The organism is Streptomyces sp. NPDC058246, from assembly GCF_042881985.1.
Taxonomy (GTDB): Bacteria; Actinomycetota; Actinomycetes; order Streptomycetales; family Streptomycetaceae; genus Streptomyces.
In genome coordinates, this window is record NZ_JBHVWZ010000020.1 from 34,824 (window position 1) to 55,089 (window position 20,266).

Consider the following 20,266-nt stretch of genomic DNA (forward strand, 5'->3'; position numbering starts at 1 on the left):
CCACCGTGCGCCGGGACGGCCGCGGCTCGTCGGCTCTCCACCGGCGCATCGGAGACCGCTTCGCGGGACGCCCCGGGACATCCACGGCTGCGGGTATCTCAGGTCGTGCTGCGGGTATCCCAGGTGGTGCCGAGGGAATCCCGGGTGGCGGTGCGGGAATCCCGGGTGGTGCTTCAGGTATCCCAGGTGGTGCTGCGGGAATCCCGGGTGGTGCTTCAGGTATCCCAGGTGGTGCTGCGGGAATCCCGGGCGCGTCAGAGGCCATGAGGAGGCGTGATCGCTGGGGTGCTGGACGGGGCGTACACGGGCGGCGGAGCGCACGGAATCGGCACGGGGACTCCTTGGAACCGTCCCCGCTTCCGGCCCACGGCGGCTCGTCGTCCGTGAAGACGGGGATCATGCCAAGCATCCTGACGTCGCCGCCCCACGCCTGTCCAAGCCCACCTCCTTATCGTCCGATCGAGCATCTCTATCGAACCGCGTGGGCCGAAGTCACCGAGCGGCCAGGCGCCTTGAGAAGCCCTAGTCCCGCGTGGCCGGCGGCCAGGCGTCGCCCCACTCCGCGTCACGGGCCGCCTTGTACAGCGGTCCGTGCCGCTTGCTCACCGTCTCCCGGCGCAGCGACTCGTCGGGCTCGCAGAGGTCGAGCAGCACCTGTCCCTTGCGGATCTGCGGCTTGCGTACGACACGGGAGGGCGCGGGGGTGGGCGGGAAGCGGGTGGCGGCCACGTAGCTGAACTTTTCGTCCTCGTACGGCAGGGAGCCGCCCTTGACCTGACGGTGCAGGGAGGAACGGGCGACCCGGGCGGAGAAGTGGCACCAGTCCTCGCCGGGGACGATCGGACAGGCCGCGCTGTGCGGGCAGGGCGCGGCGACCTGGAACCCGGCGCGGATCAGGCGGTCGCGCGCCTCGATCACGCGGGCGTAGCCGTCGGGGGTGCCCGGCTCGATGATCACGACGGCCTGGGCCGCGGTGGCGGCGGCGTCGACGACGGAGGCCCGGTCGGCGGCGGTGAGCTCGCCCAGCACGTACGACACGGTGACGAGATCAGTGCTCTCGATGGTGAGCGCTGCTCCGATACGAGAGCGGTGCCACTCGGCGCTCTTCAACTCCGGGTTGGTCGCGGCGATCTCGCGGCCGAGGGCGAGGGCCGGCTCGGCCCAGTCGAGCACCGTCACCGGGCGGGTGCCCTCCCAGGTCGCGTTCACCGCCCAGGTGGCGGCGCCCGTGCCGCCGCCGACGTCCACGTGGCCGTCCGGCGCCCACCCCGGCACCGCGTCCGCGAACGCGTCGAGTGCCGTGCGTACCGCCTCGAAGGTCGCGGGCATGCGGTAGGCGGCGTAGGCGACCACGTCCGAGCGGTCGCGGAGGATGGGAACGTGCGTCGGGGTCGCCCCCCGGTAGGTGGCGATCAGCCGGTCGACCGCCTGCGCGGCGGCCTTCGGCGGCAGGCCGTCGACCAGCCCGGCGAGGGCGGCGCGCAGGGTCTCGGCGGGGGTCAAGGGGGCGTTCACCCGCTGATTCTACGGTGGCGGGGGCGGGGCCCCGAGCGGAGTTTTCGCCCCCGCCGCCCCTGCCCTCCCCCAAGCTCTCGGCTTCGCTCGAGCAGGGGGGACGACCCCCATCGTCCCCTGGAGGCTGCGCCCCCAGACCCCCGCCAAAAGATTGCGCAGTTCCCCGCGCCCCTTGACAGGGGCGCGGGGAACTGGCGAACGGGGTCTGGGGCGGAGCCCCAGGTACGGGACCTCAAGCCCCCCGTACGGCCCGGGCCACCCGCGTGCCCGCCCCCGCCCGCGGCCCGCTGTCCGCCGGGCGGCGCCGCGGATGCACCGTGTTCGCCAGCAGCACCAGGAACGTGTCCGTCGCCGGATCCAGCACCAGGGACGTCCCCGTGAAGCCCGTATGCCCCGCCGCACCTCGCCCCGCGAGCCCTCCCATGAACCACGGCTGGTCGAGGGCGAAGCCCAGTCCGGGCGGCGTCAGCATCAGCTCGACGAAGTCGGGCCCGAGGATGCGGGCGGGGCCGTAGGAGCCGCCGGCCAGCAGGGTGCGGCAGAAGACCGCGAGGTCGCGCCCCGTGGAGAAGAGCCCCGCATGACCGGCCACCCCTCCGAGCGCCCACGCGTTCTCGTCGTGCACCACGCCCCGCAGCATGCCCCGGTCCGCCTTGGCCCACGGCCGCCGCTGGTCCTCGGTCGCCGCGGCGCCCGGGCAGGGCCCGAAGCCGGTGGCCGTCATGCCGAGCGGCCGCGTGATCCCGTCGCGGACGAGGACGTCGAGCGCGCGCCCGGTGATGCGCTCCAGGACGTACTGGAGGAGGAGCAGGTTCAGGTCGGAGTACAGGTACGCGCCGGGTTCGGACGTCGGGGCCTGCGCCCGCAGCAGCGCCAGCCGCGCCGCGTCGTCCGGGCAGTCGTACAGCGGGAGTTCGGGCCGCAGCCCGGAGGTGTGGGTGAGCAGCTGTCGTACGGTGATGTCGTGGGCGGCGGCCGCGCGGAACTCCGGCAGATACGCGCCCACCCGCGCGTCGATGCCCAGCGTGCCGCGCTCCAGCTGCTGCACCGCGGCGACCGCCGTGAACAGCTTGGTGAGGGACGCCAGGTCGAAGGGCGTGTGGACGGTCGTCGGCACCCGTGCGGCAGGCGGGAGTTCGACCCGCGTGCCGGACTCCTCGTCGTACGCCGCATAGCGCACCGCCCACCCCGCCGCCTTCTCGACGGCGATGACCGGGCCACGCCCTGCGACGAGTACCACGCCCGCCGCCCAGGGCTCCGGCCCGCGGGTGAGGGCGCGGACGTCCCGTACGAGATGACGCAGTTCCTCGGGGTCGAGCCCGGCCCGTTCCGGTGTGTCGGTGCGCAGTCTCGGTGCGCTCAGCTGTCCGCCGCCTTTCCGTCCGGTGTGCGTCCCGTCTGCCAGGGGCGGCAGAGTCCCACGAAGCAGGCGATGGCCACCAGTACCGCCGCCAGTTGGACGACGGCCATCGGGACGGCGGTGTGCTCCCCGGCGATACCGACCAGGGGTGAGGCGATCGCGCCGATGAGGAAGGAGGAGGTGCCGAGCAGCGCGGAGGCGGAGCCGGCGGCGTGCCGGACGCGCATCAGGGCGAGCGCCTGGGTGTTGGGCATGGCGAGGCCCATCGCGGACATCAGCACGAACAGGGCGGCGGCCACCGGCACGAGCCCGGCCTCGCCGAAGACGCCGGAGGACATCAGCAGCAGCGCGGTCGCGGCGAGGGCGATGAGCGCGAGCCCGAGGGCCAGGACCCTGTCGAGGCTGACCCGGCCGACCAGGATCTTGCCGTTGATCTGGCCGAGGATCACCAGGCCGACGGAGTTGAGGCCGAAGAGCAGACTGAACGTCTGCGGGGAGGCGCCGTAGATCTCCTGGATCACGAACGGCGACGCCGAGATGTACGCGAACAGCGCGGCGAAGGCGAAGCCGCCCGCGAGCATGTATCCGGCGAAGACCCGGTCGGCGAGCAGTCCCCGCATGGCGCGCAGCGCCTCGCCGACGCCCCCGCTGTGCCGTTCGGCGGGCGCGAGGGTCTCGGGGAGCCGGAACCACACGACCGCCGTCAGCGCGATGCCGACCGCCGTGAGGACCACGAACACGCCCCGCCAGTCGGTGACGCGCAGGATCTGCCCGCCGATCAGCGGGGCGACGATCGGGGCGACTCCGGAGATCAGCATGAGGGTGGAGAAGAAGCGGGCCATCGCCACGCCGTCGTACAGATCGCGGACGACCGCGCGGGCGATCACGATGCCGGCGGCGCCCGCGAGACCCTGCGCGAGCCGGAAGGCGACGAGGAGTTCGACGTTCGGGGCGACGGCGCACAGCACGGTGGCCAGGACGTAGACGGCGAGACCGGTGAGGAGCGGGCGCTTGCGGCCCCATCTGTCGCTCATCGGGCCGACGACGAGCTGTCCGAGCGCCATGCCCGCGAGGCACGCGGTGAGCGTGAGCTGCACGGTCGCGGCCGGGGCGTGCAACGCCTGGGTGACCTCCGGCAGCGACGGGAGGTACATGTCCATCGCCAGCGGGGGCGTGGCGGTGAGGCCGCCGAGGATCAGGGTGACGAGGAGTCCGGTGCGCCGCAGGGCGCCGGGGTCCGGCGCATCGGCTGTCGCCTCCGGTACGGCGACCGGCGGTACGGCGACCACCGGCGGCGCGGCGTCGGCGAGCGCCGCGTGCGGTATGTGCCCCTCCGGGCCGTCCGTGCCTGTCCGGTCCCGCGCGGTGCGGCCACGCTCGGGCATGTGCCCCTCCCTCTCCGAGTGATCCGCCACCTATGCTCTCAGTTCGAACGGAGTGTTCGGGGTCACAGAGCGCAGAGCAAGGGGCGGCGGGGATGACGGGCGAGCGCGAACGCGTGCGGTGGGGGATTCTGGCGACCGGCGGGATCGCCGCGGCCTTCACCGCGGATCTGGTGGACCTGCCGGACGCCGAGGTCGTGGCGGTGGCGTCGCGGACGGACGCCTCGGCGAAGGCCTTCGCCGAGCGGTTCGGGATACCGAAGGCGTACGGGGACTGGACGTCGCTGGCCGAGGACGAGGACGTCGACATCGTGTACGTCGCCACTCCGCACTCGGCGCACCGGGCGGCGGCCGGGATGTGTCTGGAGGCCGGGCGTCATGTGCTGTGCGAGAAGGCGTTCACGCTGAACGCGCGCGAGGCCGAGGAACTGGTGGCGCTCGCCCGCCGCCACGACCGCTTCCTGATGGAGGCCATGTGGATGTACTGCAATCCGCTGATCCGCCGGCTGAAGGCGCTCGTCGACGACGGCGTCATCGGTGAAGTCCGCACGGTGCAGGCCGACTTCGGGATCTCGGGACCGTTCCCGCCGTCGCACCGGCTGCGTGATCCGGCGCAGGGCGGCGGCGCGCTCCTCGATCTCGGCGTCTATCCGGTGTCGTTCGCGCAGCTGCTGCTCGGGGAGCCCTCGGACATCGCCGCGAGAGCAGTGCTCTCCGACGAGGGCATCGATCTCCAGACCGGAGCACTGCTCACTTGGGAGAGCGGCGCTCTCGCCTCGGTGCACTGCTCCCTCAACGGCGGCACTCCCGTCGCCGCCTCGGTCACCGGCTCCGCAGGCCGCATCGATGTCCCGGACGGTTTCTTCCATCCGGACCGCTTCGTGCTGCACCGCGACGGCCGCGACCCCGAGGTGTTCACGGCCGACCCGGCGGACGGCCCCCGCAACAGCCTCCGGCACGAGGCCGCCGAGGTCATGCGCGCCCTGCGCGCCGCCGAGACCGAGTCGCCGCTCGTCCCCCTCGACGGCACCCTCGCCGTGATGCGCACGCTCGACACGATCCGGGACCGTGTCGGCGTCCACTATCCGAGCGAGGCGTGACCAGCGCCCCACCAGGGGTGACCAGCGCCCCGTCACAGGTGATCAGCGCCATGTCAGGGGCGCGGGTCCGTGCCATGTGCGGCTCCGCCGCGTGGGCGCGCCCAACCACGAACGAACCGCAGCTCATGAACCACGCCGGCGCTCCCGGACTCCTCCCGTACGCTGCGGCCCCATGAACGCCAAGAACACCTCGCACACGAAGATCGCCGTGGTGACCGGAGCAGGTTCCGGCATCGGCCGGGCCGTGGCCGTCGAACTCCTGCGCACCGGCTGGTCGGTGGCGCTGGCCGGACGCCGGAGCGAGACCCTGGAGGAGACGGCCGCCGACGCCCCGGAGACGCTCTGCGTGCGCACCGACGTCTCGCGACCGGACGACGTGGCCGCCCTGTTCGACGCCGTACGCGACCGGTTCGGGCGGCTCGACCTGCTCTTCAACAACGCAGGCACGTTCGGGCCGGGCGGTGTCCCGCTCGAAGAGCTGCCGTACGACGCCTGGCGGCACGTCGTGGACACCAACCTCAACGGCGCGTTCCTGTGCGCGCAGGCGGCGTACCGGCAGATGAAGGAGCAGGACCCGCAGGGCGGCCGGATCATCAACAACGGCTCGATCTCGGCGCACACCCCCCGGCCGCAGTCGATCGCGTACACCGCGACCAAGCACGCGTTGACCGGCCTGACCAAGTCACTGTCCCTGGACGGGCGCCCGTACCGGATCGCCTGCGGTCAGATCGACATCGGCAACGCGGCCACCGACATGACCGAGCGGATGCAGACCGGAACCCTCCAGGCGAACGGCGAACTGGCGGTCGAACCGGTGATGGACGTGGCCGATGTGGCGCGCACCGTCCGGCACATGGCGGAGCTGCCACTGGAGGCGAACGTGCAGTTCGCGACGGTGCTGGCGACCACGATGCCGTACGTGGGACGCGGCTGAGGCGGCCACCGCCGCATCGTCGACGACGGGTCAACGACTCACCAATGACTCGTCAAGCACTCAACTTGCACAAGCGGAAGCTGAACCTCCGGACCATACAAGCCGGTGGTGGGCTTATGCTCAACATCTCCTCCACCAGAGCTTCACACTTGGAGCACAAGACTTCGGTACGACCGGTGCGGTCGGCGCAACACGCACAACCCGCGTAACCCGTGCGTGTTCGACGACACCCTGCACAACCCGTACAGCCCGCACAACCCGTACAGCCCGTACAACCAAGGTCCACACCGAGGGGGGAGGTGGCAGCCGTTCCGCGGACCGGGTGGGGGCGGACCTCGCGCGGGACCGCGAGGTATGCACCGGACCGCGGAACGGCTGCCCCCGCGCTCAGCGCCGGTGGCGGGCGCCCCCCGCCTCATCCTCCGCAGCCCCCTCCGCCTCGGCCCCACGCCGGCGCCTGCGCAGCGCCAGCGCCCCGCCCGCGAGCAGTGCCGCCGCTCCCCCGGCCCCGCCGAGCAACCCCCACGACGAGCCTCCCGCCGCCGCGTCGGCCGAAGGGCCCGCGGCCCCCTTCGCCGCCTTCCGGGTCGGCGGCGCGCTCGCGCCGCCCTCGCTGAGCGGAGCGACCAGCGTGCCCACCGGCTCGGCCTCTGCCCCGCTCCCGAAGCCCCAGTCGAGCAGCTGGGCCGTCTCCTCGTAGACCCCGCTGCCGCCGCTCTTCGGGTGCATCACGGTGACGAGAAGGGTCCGCCCGTCGCGGGTCGCCGCGCCGGTGAAGGTGTTGCCGGCGTTGCTGGTGTAGCCGTTCTTCACGCCGATCAGACCGTCGTACGTCGGCACGCCCCAGGCGCCCGTGAGCAGGCGGTCGGTGTTCTGGATCTGGAAGGTCTTCTTGCCGCCGGCCGGGAAGTCGGCCGTCTTCGTCGCGCAGTAGGCGCGGAAGTCGGCGTCGGCGAGGCCGTGCCGGGCGAAGAGCGTGAGGTCGTACGCGGACGACAGCTGGCCCTTGTGGTCGAAGCCGTCGGGGCTGACCACGTGCGTGTCCAGGGCCTGCAGGTCCGCGGCCTTGGCCTGCATCTCGGCGACGGTCTCGGCGACGCCGCCGTTCATGTGGGCGAGCACGTGCACCGCGTCGTTGCCGGAGCGCAGGAAGACGCCCTGCCACAACTGCTCGACGGTGTAGGTGATCCCGGGCTTGACGCCGACGAGGCTGGAGCCCGCGGGGATGCCGGCGAGGTCGGCGTCGGTCACCCTGTGCTTCTCGGTCCGCTCGAACTTCTTCAGCACGGTGTCCGCGAACAGCATCTTCAGGGTGGACGCGGGCGGGAGGCGGCGGTGCGCGTTGTACGAGGCGAGCACCTCGCCGCTCTCGTGGTCCGCGACGAGCCAGGCCCGGGCGGTGAGCCTCTTGGGCAGCCCCGCGGCGCCCCGCACCTGAACACCGGTGAGGCCGAGCCGCGCACCGCCGATCGTGGTCGCGGCGTACGCGGGGGAAGCGACGGCCAACGGGGCGGCCACGGCGAAGCCGAGAACGGCACGACGGGAAAGCCGAGAAGAATGACGCATCCCGGGACCGTACAAAGCGCGCCGATGACGCGGCACAGTGGGGTGATAAAGGAGAGGAAAGCCACGTCCAAAGACGCGGTAAAACGGCGCGGGCCCGCCCCGTACGACCGTCCACCGTCCCACCGGGAGATGCGTACCGGACGAGCCCGCTGTCTTCACCAGGGGACCACTCAACAGGCGTTTCCTGGCAATACGCCCTAGAGAGCTTAGGAATCAGCTGTCTTACGGAATATTGATTTCGGTCGGGACATTCTCAGCCCTCACACATCCCTTACTCAGCCCCGCTCAAAGGTTTCTCCATAGCTTGTGGCCGCGCCCACAGCGGGCGCCAAGAACCTTTGAGGAACGGGATGTTTGGCATCTATCTCAAGCGTGAGCTGAGCCGGCGCAAGAAGGCGGCGCTGGTGATCGCCATGGGTCTGGCGCTCGGTATCGCGCTGGTCATCACCGTCAACTCGGTGTCGGCCGGCATGTCGCAGGCGCAGGACAAGGTCCTGAAGTCGCTGTACGGGCTCGGCACCGACATGACGGTCACCAAGGCCCAGGCAGCGCCTACGAGCGGCTCCTCCGGCAGACCGAAGTTCAACTTCGACGCCAAGTCCAACGACAGCAGCGACACACAGAGCTCGGACCGGGTGATGACGCAGGGCGGGCAGTCCCTGAAGTCCTCGCTGGTCACCGAGGTCGCCGCGCAGAAGGGCGTGGCGAGCGCGGTCGGCTCGCTGAGCCTGAACGTCACCAAGGTCAACGGCTCCTTCACACAGGGCAAGGCGCAGTCCTCGACGTCCGGCTCGCAGCAGGGCGGCCCCGGCGGCGGACAGGGCGGCGGCAGCACGGCCGCGCCGCGGGTGCAGGGCGGCGGCGCCTCCTTCGACGTGAACTCGTACTCCGTCGCGGGCGTCGACGTCGCCAACCAGGACCTCGGCCCGCTCGCCACCTCCAAGATCACCTCGGGCAAGACCTTCACGACGGCGCAGACCAACGCGAAGGTCGCGGTGCTCAGCAAGTCGTACGCCAAGGAGAACAAGTACACGGTCGGCAAGACCTTCAAGATCTCCGGCACCAAGTACACGATCATCGGTATCGCGACACCCGACAGCAGCGAGTCGACCACCGACGTCTACCTGCCGCTGAAGCAGGCGCAGACGCTCGGCGACTCGAAGGACAAGGTCACCACGATCTACGTCAAGGCGACCGACTCCAAGCAGATCAACACGGTCAAGGCGACCATCCAGAAGAACATCTCGGGTACGACGGTCACCACCTCCGCGGACCTCGCGGACACCGTCTCCGGCTCGCTGTCGACGGCCTCGAACCTCGCGACCAGCGTCGGCAAGTGGCTGTCCATCGCGGTGCTGGTCGCCGCGTTCCTGGTGGCGGCGCTGCTCACCTCCTCCGCCGTCTCCCGCCGCGTCCGCGAGTTCGGCACCCTCAAGGCGCTCGGCTGGCCGTCCCGCAAGGTCACCCGCCAGGTCGTCGGCGAGTCCATCGTGAACGGTCTGCTGGGCGGCGCGCTCGGCATCGCCCTCGGCCTCGGCGCGGCGTACGCGGTCACGGCGATCAGCCCGAAGCTGACGGCGGAGCTCGGCTCCACCGGTGGCCTGGGCGGCGGCATGGGCGGCCCCGGCGGCGGCGGTCCCGGTCGGCAGGCGGCCTCGGCGGCCAAGAACACCATGGAGATCGCGCTCTCCGCGCCGGTCTCGCTGACCACCATCGCGCTCGCCGCGGGTCTGGCCATCGCGGGCGGTCTGATCGCCGGTGCGATGGGCGGCTGGCGGGCCTCCCGGATGCGTCCGGCGGACGCGCTGCGCAGCGTCTCGTAACACGCCCCCTCGGGCCGGCCCCAGAGCTGGGGCGCCGCGTCCACTCCCCCCGGGCCGCGGCGCCCCACCCCCTTCCCCCTTCCTCTCCCCCCCTTCTACTCCCTCTTCTTCTTCATCTTCGGAGAACCTCATGTACAAGCTCACCGGCGTCACCAAGCGCTACACGCGGGGCAAGGAGACGGTGGAGGCGCTGCGCGGCGTCGACCTCGCCATCGAGGACGGCGACCAGCTCGTCATCCAGGGCCCCACCGGCGGCGGCAAGTCCACCCTGCTGCAGATGATCGGCGGACTGGACCGCCCGACCTCGGGCAACGTCGAGCTGGACGGCGTGGACCTCGCCTCCATCAGCGAGGCCAAGCTGACCCGGCTGCGTGCCGAGAAGATCGGCATCATCTTCCAGGCGTTCAACCTCATCCCGACGCTGACCGCGCAGGAGAACGTCGAGACCGCCCTCGTACCGCTCGGCGTGAAGCCGGCGGAACGGCGCGAGAGGGCGGCCGAGGCCCTGAGCTCGGTCGGTCTCGGCGACCGTCTGGGCCACGCGCCGAGCGAGCTGTCCGGCGGCCAGCAGCAGCGTGTCGCCATCGCGCGAGCCCTGGTCAAGAAGCCGAAGGTGCTGCTCGCCGACGAGCCGACCGGCAACCTCGACGAGGGCACCCGCGACGACATCATGGGCCTGCTCGAAGGGCTGTGGCACGAGTACGGGCTGACCTTCGTCATGGTCACCCACGACTCGTCCATCGCCCGTCGCGCGCCGCGCCTCGCGACCATCAAGGCGGGTCGGATCACCCTGACCGAGCAGAGCGGCGCGCGCCGCACCGCCGCGGCGCCCCAGCAGTACGGGCAGCAGTACGCGCAGCAGCCCGGCCAGCAGCAGTACGCCCAGCAGCAGACGTACGGCGGTCAGGGCTACTGACCTCTCGGTGGCCTTACGGCTGCCGGTGCGCGGTCCAAGGGGCCGCTCACCGTCCCAGAACGTGGTCGACCTCGGTCAACTGCGGGGCGGTGAGCGGCCCCTTGGCGATCGCGCCCGCGTTCTCCTCGGCCTGGGCGACCGAGCGGAATCCCGGGATGGGGACGGTGCTCGGGCTGCGCGCCCACAGCCAGGCGAGGGCGCCCTGCGCGAGCGTACGGCCGCCGCTGGTGAGGATCTCCTTGAGGGCGTCGACCCGGGCGAGCCAGTCCGGGTCGGCGCCGCCCTGCGCGGTGAAGCCGGGCAGCCAGGCGGGCGGTGCGTTGCGGATGTCCCCCGTTTCGAGCGCCCGCCCCGCCGTGTGCTTCCCGGTCAGCAGCCCCATCGCCAGCGGGCTCCGGTTGATGCTCGCCAGCCCCGACTCCTCACAGAACCGCACGAGTTCGGGCGCGTCCTGAAGCACATTGAGACGATGCTGTACGGCGGCACAGTGCGCGCCCGCCGCGAAGACGGCCGCCCGCTCGGGATCGTCGGTGCTCCACGCGTACGCCCGGATCAGTCCCTCTCGTACGAACTCCTCGCAGGTGTCCCGGAGTTGTGCGGCACGCTCCGGGTCGGCGTCGGAGATGTGCAGCTGGTAGAGGTCGATGTGGTCGGTGTCGAGGCGCCGCAGTGAGGCGGTCAGCGCGCGGCGGGCGTACGCCGGGGAGTCGTCGCTGTGGCCGGCCAGCCTGCGCTCCTCGTCGAACACGTTGCCCCACTTGGTGGCGACGACCACGTCGGCCCGCCGCTTGCCGAGGGCCCGCGCGAGGACGCGCTCGCTGTGCCCGGCGCCGTACGCGTCGGCCGTGTCGAAGAACGTCACGCCGAGGTCGAGGGCGCGCCGAATCGCCCGTACGGACTCCTCGTCGTCGACCTTGCCCCAGCCCAGCGGCTGCCCGTCCGGGGTCGCCCACTCACCGCCGATGGCCCAGCAGCCGAAGCCGAGGGCGCTGACGTCGAGCCCGCTGCGCCCCAGCGTCCTGTTCTCGATGCTCTCCTTCTTGATGCTCTCCATGCCCGCGAACGCTAGGTGTTGGAGCGCACACGAAGGCAAGCCCTTTGCGGTGGGGCGATGTTCAGGCCTGGCCGGTCTCGAAGCGGGAGATCCTGCCGTTCTCGACGGTGAAGGTCCACTTCGTCTTCATCTCGCCCCAGGTGTCGTTGCTGTAGCGGGCGATGAGGGCGAGACCGCCCTGCGACTCGTTGTCGACGTCCATGTGGCCGCGGGAGGAGAAGATCTCCCGCTCGGTCCAGTCGTCGAGGTCCCGGTCGGAGCCGTCGTCGGACATGGTCGCGCCGGGCGCGAGGACGGCCTGGAAGGCGTTCCGGTCGTGCGCGTTCACGGCGGTGACGAACGCCCGGACGGCCGGGTCGCTGAGCTTGGCTACCTGAATCGTCATGTCAGCCAGACTCACACCGGTGTCCGGGGGCCGCCACCCGAACGGCTGCCCGGGGGCGTCGGGCTCGCCCGAACGGTGCGACGGTGGAAACCCGGGAGGGATTCGGAAGGGACCGTGAGAGATCCGGAAGGGACCGTGAGAGATCCGGAAGTGACCGGGAGAGATCCCGAAGTGACCCGGACGGGATCCGGAAGGGATCCGGGAGGGGATCCGTTGCCGCTGCCTGTTCGAGGAGTCACCGTGACCTGTTTCGACCGAACCGATCTGGGACTGCTGCTGCTCCGTCTGGGGACGGGCGGGGTGCTCGCGGCACACGGGGCGCAGAAGCTCTTCGGCTGGTTCGGCGGAGGCGGTCTCGAAGGCACCGGGGCGGCCATGGAGGCCATGGGCTACACGCCGGGGAAGCAGAGCGCGACGGCGGCCGGCCTCGCCGAGGCGGGCGGCGGCACGCTGCTGGCCCTGGGTCTGGCGACGCCCGCCGCCGGTGCCGCGGCGGCCGGCGCGATGGTGGGCGCGGCGTCGGTGCACGCGCCGAACGGCTTCTTTGCGCAGAGCGGCGGCTACGAGTACGCGGCGTCGCTGGCCCTGACGGCGACGGGCCTCGCGGTGACGGGCCCCGGCCGGATCTCCCTGGACCATCTGCTGGGCCACACGGTGAACCGCGGCTGGATGGTGCCGACGGCGCTGGGCGTGACGGCGGCGGTCACGGCAGTGGTCGTGGGGGCCCGGAAGAGGCGGGTGCGCAGGGCGGCGGAGGGGGAGCAGGAGTCGCTGTTCGACGAGCAGGCGTTCACCGACGAGTAGACGTCGGGCGAGCAGGCGTTCACCGACGAGTAGACGTCGGGCGAGCCGTCTCTGGGAGCCCGGCCGCATGCCGCTGACTCCGGGGCCGCCGGGCCCGTGGCCGGCTCCGGGGACACTGGTCCCATGACTGATGAAGACGTCTGGGACTCGATCGACCGCCTGCACGCCTGGCTGGACGCCAACCGGGCGCACGACGGCCAGGAGGGCCTGCTCCTGCGCATGCTGAAGCTGACGGAGGAGGTCGGTGAGGTCGCCCAGGCGGTGATCGGCGCGACGGGCCAGAACCCGCGCAAGGGCACGAGTCACACCTGGGAGGACGTCCGGTCGGAGCTCTGCGACGTCGTCATCACGGCCCTGGTGGCCCTGCGCACGCTGGCGCCGGACGCGCGCGAAGTCTTCGTCTCCCACCTGGCCGGCGTCACGGAGAGGTCGCTCGGGCCTCTCGGGGAGGGCTCAACTCCCTGAACAGCCCTGATACTTGGTCTGCCCGAAGGTGTTCACCTGGTAGCTGTGAGCGCGCCGCCTGGAGTTGGCGCGGGCGGCTGAGCCTTCTCGTCGACATCGAGCCGACGAAAGGGTCCCAGTGCAGGACTACGTGTTCCCCACAGGTCGCAGGACAGTCGCCGTGGTGGGCGGGGTGCTCACCCTCGCCGCCCTGGGGCTGGGCAGCGGAAGCCAGGCCCGGGCGGCGAGTTACGGCACGCCGAGCCTCTCCCTGTCGGCGGCGTACCTGTCGGGTGCGGTGGGCGCGAGCGGGGATCCGGTCGTACGGGTGACGGTCGCGCAGAGCGGTGCCGACGCCGGTGCCCTCGCGGTCACGGTGACCAAGAGCAGCAAGGCGTCCGTGGCGACCACCGGAGACGTCACCGTCACCGGGACCGGCACCACACGTCAGGTCGCCGTGGCCGCGCGCGGCCGGGGCTACACCGACCTCACCGTGAAGGTGACGGGAGTCGACGGCCAGACGGCCACGAAGACGCTGCACTACGCCGCGTCCGCCGCCGTCCAGCACAGCGCGGACAGCCGGTACTTCACCGGCTCCAGCGACGCGTCCGCGGCCCTCGACGTGGGCGGCGGATACGCGGTCGTCGCGGACGACGAGTCCAACACCCTGCGTCTGTACGACCGTTCTGCGTCGGGCGCGCCCGTCAGGACCTGGGACTTCAGCTCCGCAATAGGTGTCTCGAAGGAGATCGACATCGAGGGCGCCGCCCGTGTCGGTGACACCATCTACTGGACGGGCTCGCTGGGCAACAACAAGGACGGCGTGTACAAGTCGGACCGCAACACGGTCTTCACGACCAAGGTGACGGGTTCGGGCGCGGCCACGGCCCTCTCGTACGGCAGCTCGTACACGAAGCTCCGTGACGACCTCGTCGCCTGGGACGAGGCGAACGGCGACCGCTACGGCTTCGCGGCCGGCACCGCCGACGGCCAGGTCCCCAAGCAGATCGACGGTTTCAACGTGGAGGGCCTCGAGTTCGCCCCGGGCTCGACGAGCACGGCGTACATCGGCTTCCGCGCTCCCCTCGCCCCGGCGGTGGCCGACGGCAAGGCACTCCTCGTCCCGGTCACGAACATCGACAAGGTGGTGAGTGACGGCGCGCCGGCGGCCTTCGGCACCCCGGTCGAGCTCGACCTCGGCGGTCTCGCGGTCCGCGACATCCGCAAGAACGCGGCGGACCAGTACCTGATCGTCGCCGGTTCCTGGGCCGCCGACGACAACACCGACCCGTACGCCCTCTACTCCTGGGACGGCAACCCCGCCCACGCCCCGGTCAAGCGCCTCGACCTGCCCACCTCGGACCCGGGCGGCTGGGAGTCCGTCGTGGACGTCCCCGACCTGACGGCCCCGGGCGCCCGCGCCCAGCTGATCACGGACGACGGCTCCGCCGACCTGTACGGCGACGGGACGAAGGCGAAGGACCTCACCCACCCCGAGTGGAAGAAGTCCCGGGCCACCTGGTTCACGGTCACCGGCGCCACCGGCTGACGAAGCCGCCGACTGACGAAGCGGTCCGGCTCCGCTACTCGACGCCCGCGGCGTCCAGCAGGACCGTCGCGGTCGTCGTGGTCAGCCCGTCGAGCGTCTCGATGCCGGCGCCCGCGCGGGCGCTCGCACCGTCGAAGACCAGCATCAGCTGCCGGGCGAGGAGAGCGGGGTCGGACGCGCCACCGCGCTCGGCCTCGGCCCGGAACATCTCTTGGACGCGCTGCTTGGCACCGCCGGCGACCGCGCTCGCCGGGTGCTCGGGGTCCTTCAGCTCGACCAGCGCGGAGAGGAAGGCGCAGCCGCGGTACTCGGGCAGCGTCGAGGCCTTCTCCATCCGCTGGAAGACGCCCAGGATGCGCTCGCGCGGCGTGACGGCCTCGCTCGGATCAGGGGTGAGCTGCTCCTCGTACTGCGGAATCCGTCGCTCCAGGCTTGCCGCGAGGAGGTCGTCCTTGCCGGCGAAGAGCTGGTACATCGACCGCTTCGAGACACCGGCCGACCGGCACAGCGCCTCGACGCCTATGGAGACGCCGTCGCGGTAGGTCAGCTCGGCCGCCGCGTCCAGCAGCCGGTCCCTCGGGGACGCCTTGTCTGTAGTGGCCATACCGTGAGGTTACCTCGCGAAAGGGCGCGAGGAAACCGATCGGTATACCCTGGCTCGACCGCCGGCGGGCCGCCCCGCCCCCTCATGGCGCGTGGGCGCCGTCACACGTGACAGGGGCGGTGAACAAGCGCTTAGATAGTGAGCCGATCCCGCCCGCGCCGAGCCGGAGGCCCCGTTGCTCTTCACATCCGTCGACGATGTCTCCGCCCGCCTCGCCGAGACCGGCTATCTGGCCTCGCCCGCGGTCGCCACCACGGTCTTCCTGGCCGACCGCCTCGGCAAGCCGCTCCTGGTGGAGGGACCCGCCGGGGTCGGCAAGACCGAACTCGCCAAGGCCGTCGCCGAGGTCGCCGGGGCACAGCTGGTCCGGTTGCAGTGCTACGAGGGCGTCGACGAGTCCCGGGCGCTGTACGAGTGGAACCACGCCAAGCAGCTGCTGCGCATCAGCGCGGGCCGCGACGAGACGTGGGACGAGGCGCGCACCGACATCTTCAGCGAGGAATTCCTGCTGGCGCGCCCGCTGTTGACCGCCATCCGCGGCGACGAGCCCAAGGTGCTGCTGATCGACGAGACCGACAAGGCCGACGTCGAGGTGGAGGGCCTGCTGCTCGAAGTGCTCAGCGACTTCCAGGTCACCGTCCCGGAGCTGGGCACGATCACCGCGACTCGCCGCCCGTTCGTGGTCCTCACCTCCAACGCGAGCCGTGAGCTGTCCGAGGCACTGCGCCGCCGCTGCCTCTTCCTCCACATCGGCTTCCCGGAGGAGGAGTTGGAGCGTCGTATCGTACGACTGAAGGTGCCGGGCCTCGACGAGGCGTTGACGGAGTCCGTGGTGCGGGTGGTCGGGGCGCTGCGCGAGATGGATCTGCGGAAGGTCCCGTCGGTCGCCGAGACCATCGACTGGGCGCACACGCTGCTCGCGCTCGGGGCGGAGAGCCTCGACGAGAGCGTGGTGCACGACAGCCTCGGCGTGCTCCTCAAGCATCAGGACGACGTCCTCAAGGCGACCGCCAAGCTCGACCTGGACGCCGTGTGAGCGCGTTGCCGCCCGCGGCGGACGCCGGCTCGCCGTCGGCCGGTGTGGCGGAGCGGCTGACCGGTCTCGTCGCGGCGCTGCGCTCGCACGGGGTCCGGATCGGCACCGGGGAAACCGTGGACGCCGCACAGGCGTTGGAGGCGCTCGGCCTCGCGGACCGGGAGCTGCTGCGCGAAGGGCTGGCCGCCACGCTGCTCCACGGCACGGGGCAACGGCGGGTGTTCGATCCGGTCTTCGACGTGTACTTTCCGCGTCGCGTCGGGGCGCCGCAGGAGAGTGAGGCGCCCGCCGGCCGGGAGGAGCTGCGGAGCCGGCTCGCCGCCGCCCTCGCGGCCGACGACCAGGCGTTGATCGCCCGGTTGGCGGTCGAGGCGGTGGACGGCTTCGGTGGGTACGGCGCCTCGCCGGGGTCGGACGGCTGGTCGGCGTACCAGACGCTCGACCGGCTGCGCCCGCAGACCCTGATGGCGCGGGTCCGCGACAGCGTCCGCGCGCAGCGGGCCGGAGCGCCGGGGTTCGCCGACCGGCTGCTGGAGGACGAGATTCGGCGGCGTATCGAGGCCTTCCGCGCGCAGGTCGCCACCGAGGCGCGGCGGCGGGTCGCCGAGCGGCGCGGGCGGGACGAGATCGCGCGGCGGGCGGTGGCCCCGACCGCCGACCGGGTCGACTTCCTGTTCGCGGGCCGGGCTCAACTCGCCGAGCTGCGCAGGGTGGTTCAGCCGCTCGCCCGCAAGCTGGCCACCCGGCTCGCCGCACGCCGCCGCCGGGCCGCCCGCGGCACCATCGACCTGCGGCGCACCCTGCGCGGGTCGCTCTCGACGGGCGGGGTGCCGATGCGCCCCGTGCTGCGCAGGCGCCGTCCCGTGCGGCCCGAACTGGTGCTGCTGTGCGATGTGTCGGGTTCGGTGTCGGGATTCTCGGACTTCACGATGCTGCTGGTGCAGGCGCTGCACGACCAGTTCAGCAAGGTGCGGGTGTTCGCCTTCGTCAACCGGATCGACGAGGTGACCGGGCTGCTGGTGCACGGCGCGGCCGACCCGGAGGGGCTGGGCGCCCGCATCCGGACGGAGGCGACGCTGACGGGCTGGCACGGCAGCAGCGACTACGGTGTCGCGTTCGGCGAGTTCGACGAGCGGTACGCCGACGCGGTGGGCCCGCGCACGACCGTGTTCGTCCTCGGCGACGCCCGTACGAACATGAGCGACCCCAATCTGCCGGCCGTCCGGCGCCTGTGCGAACGGGCCCGCCGCGTCTACTGGTTGAACCCCGAGCAGCGGTCCCAGTGGGGTACGGGCGACTCGGCCGCGCCCGCCTACGCCGAACTCGTCGAGATGCACGAGTGCCGCAACGCCCGGCAGCTCGGCGAGCTGATCGCCCGCCTGCTGCCGGTCTGACCGGCCTGACCGGCCTGACCGGCCTGAGAATCGTTATGCGACCAGTTGCGGGTACATCACGCCGATGTCCTGCGACAGCTGGGCCTTGACCTGCCGGGAGACGTCGTCGGCCAGCACCTCGAAGGCACCGGACTCGATGCCGTCGAGCGCCTGGGCCGCCACGCTCTCGGGAGTGGACTTCGGGGCGTCGACATGCGCGGCCAGGTCCGTGTCGACATAACCGACGTGGAGACCGGTGACCTCGATGCCGCGCGGCTTCAGGTCGAGGCGCAGGGAGTTGGTCTGCGACCAGAGGGCGGCCTTGGACGCGCTGTAGGAGTTCAGGAGACCGACCCACGACAGCGCCGAGTGGACGTTGAGGATGTGGCCGCCGCCGTTGCGCTCGATGATCGGGACGAAGGCGCGCGTGACGAGGAGCGGGCCGTAGAAGTTGGTCTCGAACTCGCGGCGGACGTCCTCCACGGGCGAGTCCAGGAAGTTCGCGTTCACGGACGCACCCGCGTTGTTGATCAGGACGGTGACGTCCTGCGCCTGCTCGGCCGCCGCGGCGACGGACGCGGGATCACTCACTTCCAGCGCCAGCGGCACCGCGTCGGGGTGCGTGACCGTCTTCGGGTCGCGCGCGGTGGCGTACACCTTCTTCGCGCCGCGCTCGTACAGGGCCTGCACCAGCGCCCGGCCGATACCGCGGCTGCCGCCGGTGACGAGGGCGACCGAACCTTCGATGGATGTCATGGGGTGCTCCCTGGGAAGTGGAAACGAGAAACCGATCGGTTTATCCCTGCTATGAGAGTAAACCGATCGGTTTCCATCCGCAAGGCGGAGTCCCGGCGTCAGGCCTCGACGCTTTCCGCCTCAAAGACTCGGGTCGCCGCCTCCGCTTCCACGGCCCCCGCCTTCTCGAACGAGTACTCCTGGGCGGCCCCCTTGGTCAGACCGACCAGCGCCACCGCCACGATCAGCACGAACGCGACCCCGGCGATCCCGAAGCTCAGCGTGAACTGGCTCTCGGCGGGCAGCGCGGGTACGCCGGCCGGCAGGTGCGCGATGGTCTTGGACGCCAGCAGCGAGGTGATCACCGCGCTGGCGATCGCGCTGCCGACGGAGCGGGAGATGGAGTTGAGGCCGTTGGCGATGCCGGTCTGGTGGTGCGGAACGCTCGCCACGATGAGAGCCGGCATGGCCGCGTATCCGAGGCTGATGGCCACACCGATCAGCAGGCCCGCGAGGATGACCGACGCCGAGGAGTCGTGCGCCGCGGTCAGCCAGACGAAGCCGAGGACGCCGAACACGGCGCCGGTGGCGAGGGTGAACCGTGCCCCGACCCGGCCCACCAGCATCCCGCCGAACTGCGCGGCGAGCAGCGATACGACCGCGGTGGGCAGCAGGTACTCGACGGAGGCGCGCAGCACGGAGGCCCCGAATCCGTACCCGGTGAGTTCCTTCGGCATCTGCACCAGATACGCGACCCCGATGAACTGCGAGAACATCGCGAAGCCGAGGAACAGTCCGGCGAGGTTCGTGAAGAGCACCGGCCGGTGCGCGAACATCCGCATGTCCACCATCGGTTCGCGGACCTTCCGCTCGACCAGCACCCAGACGGCCGCCATGGCCACGGCCGCGACGAACAGTCCGACGGTGCGTCCGGAGGACCAGCCCCACTCGTGCCCCTGCGAGATCGGCAGCAGGAGGAGGACGAGGAGCGCGGCGAGTGTCACCGCGCCGAGCCAGTCGGTACGGCCGCCGGTCTTCGACTTCGTCGCGGGAACGCGTACGAGGACGCCGACGAGGGCGACGACCGCGAGCGCCACGGCGAGCCAGAACACCCGGTGGTAGTCGGGGTCCGAGCCCCGCGTGAGCAGACCCGCGGCCACGAGGGCGAGCCCGCTGCCGACGGCGAGCGTTCCGCTCACCATCGCCATGGCGCCGTGCAGCTTGGCCGGCGGCATTTCCTCCCGCAGGACCGAGAGGGCCAGCGGGAAGATCGCGGTGGCGGCGCCCTGGAGAACCCGGCCGACGATCAGCCACAGCAGGGACGTGGTGGTCGCCGCGACCACCGATCCGGCGATCATCAGCAGCAGAACCCCGACCAGCGTGGGCTTCTTGCCGTGCATGTCGCCGAAGCGGCCGAGCAGCGGGGTGAAGACCGCGGCGGACAGCAGGGTCGCCGTGGTGACCCAGCTGACGTTCGCGGTGGAGGTGCCGAGGTCGCTCTGGATGATGCTCAGGATCGGCACGACGAGGGTCTGCATCATCGAGACGATCATGGCGGCGATGCCGAGGACCAGGACGAGCGAGAGGTCGCCACCGGGGCGTCTTGGGGCCACGTGATCTGTGGGTGTCACGGTTTCTTCCGTAGGTCGGGCGGATGGATGGGCGGTCACGAGGGGTGGCGTGACG

18 protein-coding genes are annotated in these 20,266 nt (G+C 71.4%); 9 read left to right on the forward strand and 9 right to left on the reverse strand.

What is annotated here, in order from left to right:
* Nucleotides 1-522: 522 nt before the first annotated feature.
* The 3 genes from ACFVXA_RS26210 to ACFVXA_RS26220 all read right to left on the reverse strand — a co-directional run bounded on the left by ACFVXA_RS26210 (nt 523) and on the right by ACFVXA_RS26220 (nt 4,260).
* Nucleotides 523-1,515, reverse strand: coding sequence for a small ribosomal subunit Rsm22 family protein (locus ACFVXA_RS26210; protein ID WP_384025673.1), 993 nt, complete (start codon nt 1,513-1,515; stop codon nt 523-525).
* 232 nt (nt 1,516-1,747) lie between these two features.
* Nucleotides 1,748-2,920 carry a serine hydrolase domain-containing protein gene (locus ACFVXA_RS26215; protein ID WP_390026998.1) on the reverse strand — a complete coding sequence of 391 codons (1,173 nt, stop codon included), beginning with the start codon at nt 2,918-2,920 and terminating at the stop codon, nt 1,748-1,750.
* On the reverse strand, nt 2,875-4,260 hold the full coding sequence (locus tag ACFVXA_RS26220) for a multidrug effflux MFS transporter (protein WP_383747572.1): 1,386 nt from the start codon (nt 4,258-4,260) through the stop codon (nt 2,875-2,877). The genes ACFVXA_RS26215 and ACFVXA_RS26220 overlap by 46 nt, the downstream gene beginning before the upstream one ends.
* 92 nt (nt 4,261-4,352) lie before the next feature.
* On the opposite strand from ACFVXA_RS26220, the gene ACFVXA_RS26225 reads away from it, so the two are divergent.
* Entirely contained in the window at nt 4,353-5,357 is a 1,005-nt protein-coding gene (locus tag ACFVXA_RS26225; RefSeq protein WP_389464942.1) for a Gfo/Idh/MocA family protein, read from the forward strand.
* Between the two features lie 172 nt (nt 5,358-5,529).
* A complete protein-coding gene (locus tag ACFVXA_RS26230; RefSeq protein ID WP_383747568.1) occupies nt 5,530-6,291 on the forward strand; it encodes an SDR family oxidoreductase in 762 nt (253 codons plus the stop codon).
* Between the two features lie 387 nt (nt 6,292-6,678).
* On the opposite strand, the gene ACFVXA_RS26235 is transcribed toward ACFVXA_RS26230, so the two are convergent.
* Nucleotides 6,679-7,857, reverse strand: a complete 1,179-nt coding sequence (locus tag ACFVXA_RS26235; protein ID WP_390026905.1) for a D-alanyl-D-alanine carboxypeptidase family protein — start codon at nt 7,855-7,857, stop codon at nt 6,679-6,681.
* Nucleotides 7,858-8,207: 350 nt separating this feature from the next.
* Between ACFVXA_RS26235 and ACFVXA_RS26240 the strand changes: the two genes are divergently transcribed.
* Complete coding sequence (locus ACFVXA_RS26240) at nt 8,208-9,680, forward strand: ABC transporter permease (RefSeq protein ID WP_390026907.1); 1,473 nt, start codon at nt 8,208-8,210, stop codon at nt 9,678-9,680.
* Between the two features lie 130 nt (nt 9,681-9,810).
* Nucleotides 9,811-10,596, forward strand: coding sequence for an ABC transporter ATP-binding protein (locus ACFVXA_RS26245; RefSeq protein ID WP_383909049.1), 786 nt, complete (start codon nt 9,811-9,813; stop codon nt 10,594-10,596).
* A gap of 46 nt (nt 10,597-10,642) precedes the next feature.
* Here ACFVXA_RS26245 and ACFVXA_RS26250 read toward each other — a convergent pair whose 3' ends face one another.
* Together ACFVXA_RS26250 and ACFVXA_RS26255 are read right to left on the reverse strand one after the other, a co-directional pair.
* Nucleotides 10,643-11,650 carry an aldo/keto reductase gene (locus ACFVXA_RS26250; protein WP_390026910.1) on the reverse strand — a complete coding sequence of 336 codons (1,008 nt, stop codon included), beginning with the start codon at nt 11,648-11,650 and terminating at the stop codon, nt 10,643-10,645.
* A 61-nt stretch (nt 11,651-11,711) separates the two neighbouring features.
* The gene (locus tag ACFVXA_RS26255) at nt 11,712-12,035 is read right to left on the reverse strand and encodes a nuclear transport factor 2 family protein (RefSeq protein ID WP_362029088.1); all 324 of its coding nucleotides are present in this window, start codon (nt 12,033-12,035) and stop codon (nt 11,712-11,714) included.
* A 240-nt stretch (nt 12,036-12,275) separates the two neighbouring features.
* Here ACFVXA_RS26255 and ACFVXA_RS26260 point away from each other — a divergent pair, with 240 nt between their 5' ends.
* From ACFVXA_RS26260 to ACFVXA_RS26270, 3 genes are all read left to right on the forward strand, one after another.
* Nucleotides 12,276-12,839: a DoxX family membrane protein gene (locus tag ACFVXA_RS26260; protein ID WP_389464953.1), complete on the forward strand. Its 564-nt coding sequence runs from the start codon at nt 12,276-12,278 to the stop codon at nt 12,837-12,839.
* 123 nt (nt 12,840-12,962) lie between these two features.
* Nucleotides 12,963-13,304 (forward strand): MazG-like family protein, encoded by a 342-nt coding sequence (locus ACFVXA_RS26265; RefSeq protein ID WP_362029083.1) that lies wholly within the window; start codon nt 12,963-12,965, stop codon nt 13,302-13,304.
* A 130-nt stretch (nt 13,305-13,434) separates the two neighbouring features.
* A complete protein-coding gene (locus tag ACFVXA_RS26270) occupies nt 13,435-14,832 on the forward strand; it encodes a hypothetical protein (RefSeq protein ID WP_390026912.1) in 1,398 nt (465 codons plus the stop codon).
* A gap of 34 nt (nt 14,833-14,866) precedes the next feature.
* Here the strand turns inward: ACFVXA_RS26270 and ACFVXA_RS26275 are convergent, their stop codons facing one another.
* Nucleotides 14,867-15,436, reverse strand: a complete 570-nt coding sequence (locus ACFVXA_RS26275) for a TetR/AcrR family transcriptional regulator (RefSeq protein ID WP_362029078.1) — start codon at nt 15,434-15,436, stop codon at nt 14,867-14,869.
* 175 nt (nt 15,437-15,611) lie between these two features.
* Here ACFVXA_RS26275 and ACFVXA_RS26280 point away from each other — a divergent pair, with 175 nt between their 5' ends.
* A complete protein-coding gene (locus ACFVXA_RS26280) occupies nt 15,612-16,472 on the forward strand; it encodes a MoxR family ATPase (protein ID WP_362029075.1) in 861 nt (286 codons plus the stop codon).
* A 5-nt stretch (nt 16,473-16,477) separates the two neighbouring features.
* Nucleotides 16,478-17,866 carry a VWA domain-containing protein gene (locus tag ACFVXA_RS26285; protein ID WP_384023162.1) on the forward strand — a complete coding sequence of 463 codons (1,389 nt, stop codon included), beginning with the start codon at nt 16,478-16,480 and terminating at the stop codon, nt 17,864-17,866.
* Nucleotides 17,867-17,899: 33 nt separating this feature from the next.
* Here ACFVXA_RS26285 and ACFVXA_RS26290 read toward each other — a convergent pair whose 3' ends face one another.
* Nucleotides 17,900-18,601: an SDR family oxidoreductase gene (locus ACFVXA_RS26290; protein ID WP_362029073.1), complete on the reverse strand. Its 702-nt coding sequence runs from the start codon at nt 18,599-18,601 to the stop codon at nt 17,900-17,902.
* A 98-nt stretch (nt 18,602-18,699) separates the two neighbouring features.
* Nucleotides 18,700-20,211 carry an MFS transporter gene (locus tag ACFVXA_RS26295; protein WP_390026914.1) on the reverse strand — a complete coding sequence of 504 codons (1,512 nt, stop codon included), beginning with the start codon at nt 20,209-20,211 and terminating at the stop codon, nt 18,700-18,702.
* Nucleotides 20,212-20,266: the final 55 nt, after the last annotated feature.

What these genes read in the sequence shown, in the direction of transcription:
- ACFVXA_RS26275 (WP_362029078.1), bottom strand. Translation starts at nt 15,436, where the DNA reads ATGGCCACTACAGACAAGGCGTCCCCGAGGGACCGGCTGCTGGACGCG.
- ACFVXA_RS26240 (WP_390026907.1), top strand. Translation starts at nt 8,208, where the DNA reads ATGTTTGGCATCTATCTCAAGCGTGAGCTGAGCCGGCGCAAGAAGGCG.
- ACFVXA_RS26265 (WP_362029083.1), top strand. Translation starts at nt 12,963, where the DNA reads ATGACTGATGAAGACGTCTGGGACTCGATCGACCGCCTGCACGCCTGG.
- ACFVXA_RS26255 (WP_362029088.1), bottom strand. Translation starts at nt 12,035, where the DNA reads ATGACGATTCAGGTAGCCAAGCTCAGCGACCCGGCCGTCCGGGCGTTC.
- ACFVXA_RS26235 (WP_390026905.1), bottom strand. Translation starts at nt 7,857, where the DNA reads ATGCGTCATTCTTCTCGGCTTTCCCGTCGTGCCGTTCTCGGCTTCGCC.
- ACFVXA_RS26250 (WP_390026910.1), bottom strand. Translation starts at nt 11,650, where the DNA reads ATGGAGAGCATCAAGAAGGAGAGCATCGAGAACAGGACGCTGGGGCGC.
- ACFVXA_RS26230 (WP_383747568.1), top strand. Translation starts at nt 5,530, where the DNA reads ATGAACGCCAAGAACACCTCGCACACGAAGATCGCCGTGGTGACCGGA.
- ACFVXA_RS26245 (WP_383909049.1), top strand. Translation starts at nt 9,811, where the DNA reads ATGTACAAGCTCACCGGCGTCACCAAGCGCTACACGCGGGGCAAGGAG.
- ACFVXA_RS26290 (WP_362029073.1), bottom strand. Translation starts at nt 18,601, where the DNA reads ATGACATCCATCGAAGGTTCGGTCGCCCTCGTCACCGGCGGCAGCCGC.
- ACFVXA_RS26225 (WP_389464942.1), top strand. Translation starts at nt 4,353, where the DNA reads ATGACGGGCGAGCGCGAACGCGTGCGGTGGGGGATTCTGGCGACCGGC.
- ACFVXA_RS26220 (WP_383747572.1), bottom strand. Translation starts at nt 4,260, where the DNA reads ATGCCCGAGCGTGGCCGCACCGCGCGGGACCGGACAGGCACGGACGGC.